Here is a 1,028-nt window from a genome sequence, read left to right on the forward strand (position 1 = left end):
GGATGCCCCGCGCGCGCCAGTGCGGCGGGCGCGACTGGCGTTGCTGGCGTTGCTGTTGTGGCTGGTGCGGCAGGCGGGACGGCGCGCAGGCGCAGCGGCGCAATGACGCAGTTCTGTGCATATAGTAACTGGCGCTGGCACAGCCGCACTTGCAGCAGGGGCATGGCCCCGGCGCGGCGCGCGTCGAGCGACAGCAGGTAGCGCGTATCCGGACGCACGGGTACACGCTGCAGCAGGCGCAGCAGCTCGCCATAGCCGGCGCTGTAGCCGGGACTGGCCAGGCGCACATATTGGTCGCCCCCTTCGCTGGCATAGCGGATGCTGGCGGGCACCTCGCGCAGCGGGTTATGCCAGTAATAGGTGGCGGGAAAGGTGCCGCTGCCCATGCCGAACAGGCTGGTGGCCATGTCGGGCGGGCGCATCGACATCACTTGCTGCCAGTGGCGCAGGCGGCCCTGCAAGTCGCCGGCGCTGCTGGCGAAGCGTTCGTTGGCGTAATAGCTGGCCGAGACGGGGATGGCCAGCAACAGCAGCATGCCGGCCGTGCCCGCGACACCGAGGCTGTGGCGCCCCAGCTGCCACAATGGCGGGCGCAGACGGCCGTTGCCCAGCATCACCGTGGCCAGCAGCACCGCCAGGGCGGCCGGCAGCAGGGCCGGCGTGCCGGCCCAGTGCCAGCCTATCCAGACGGCATTGCACGCGAGCATGACCCACGCCATCATGGCCAGCCCCAGCCTGGCCGGCGTTGCCGCTGCCGCCGCGCGGGCAGCCGGCCACAGGGGGCCGCGCAGCAGCAGGGCCGACAGCAGCACGGCCGACAGCAGGAACAGCGCATACGGGGCTTTCAGCCAGCCGGGCGCGCCGGTAAAGTCCGGCCAGATGCCGGCCAGCACGCCTTGCATGGCCAGCGCGCACAGCAGGCAGGCTGGCGCCAGCCGACACGGCAGCGGCTGCGTCGCCAGCACGAAGGTGGCGCCAAGCAGCACCACGGCGGCGGCCAGGCCCCGGTAGCCGGCAATGCCGAACAG

1 protein-coding gene is annotated in these 1,028 nt (G+C 71.9%); it reads right to left on the reverse strand.

The features are described 5' to 3' along the window. Window positions 1–1,028 (reverse strand): hypothetical protein (locus tag JaAD80_RS31100; RefSeq protein WP_180979659.1); only part of this gene is annotated, 1,028 nt, incomplete at both ends.

The organism is Janthinobacterium sp. AD80 (assembly GCF_002878455.1).
In the GTDB taxonomy this organism is placed as follows: Bacteria; Pseudomonadota; Gammaproteobacteria; order Burkholderiales; family Burkholderiaceae_D; genus Janthinobacterium.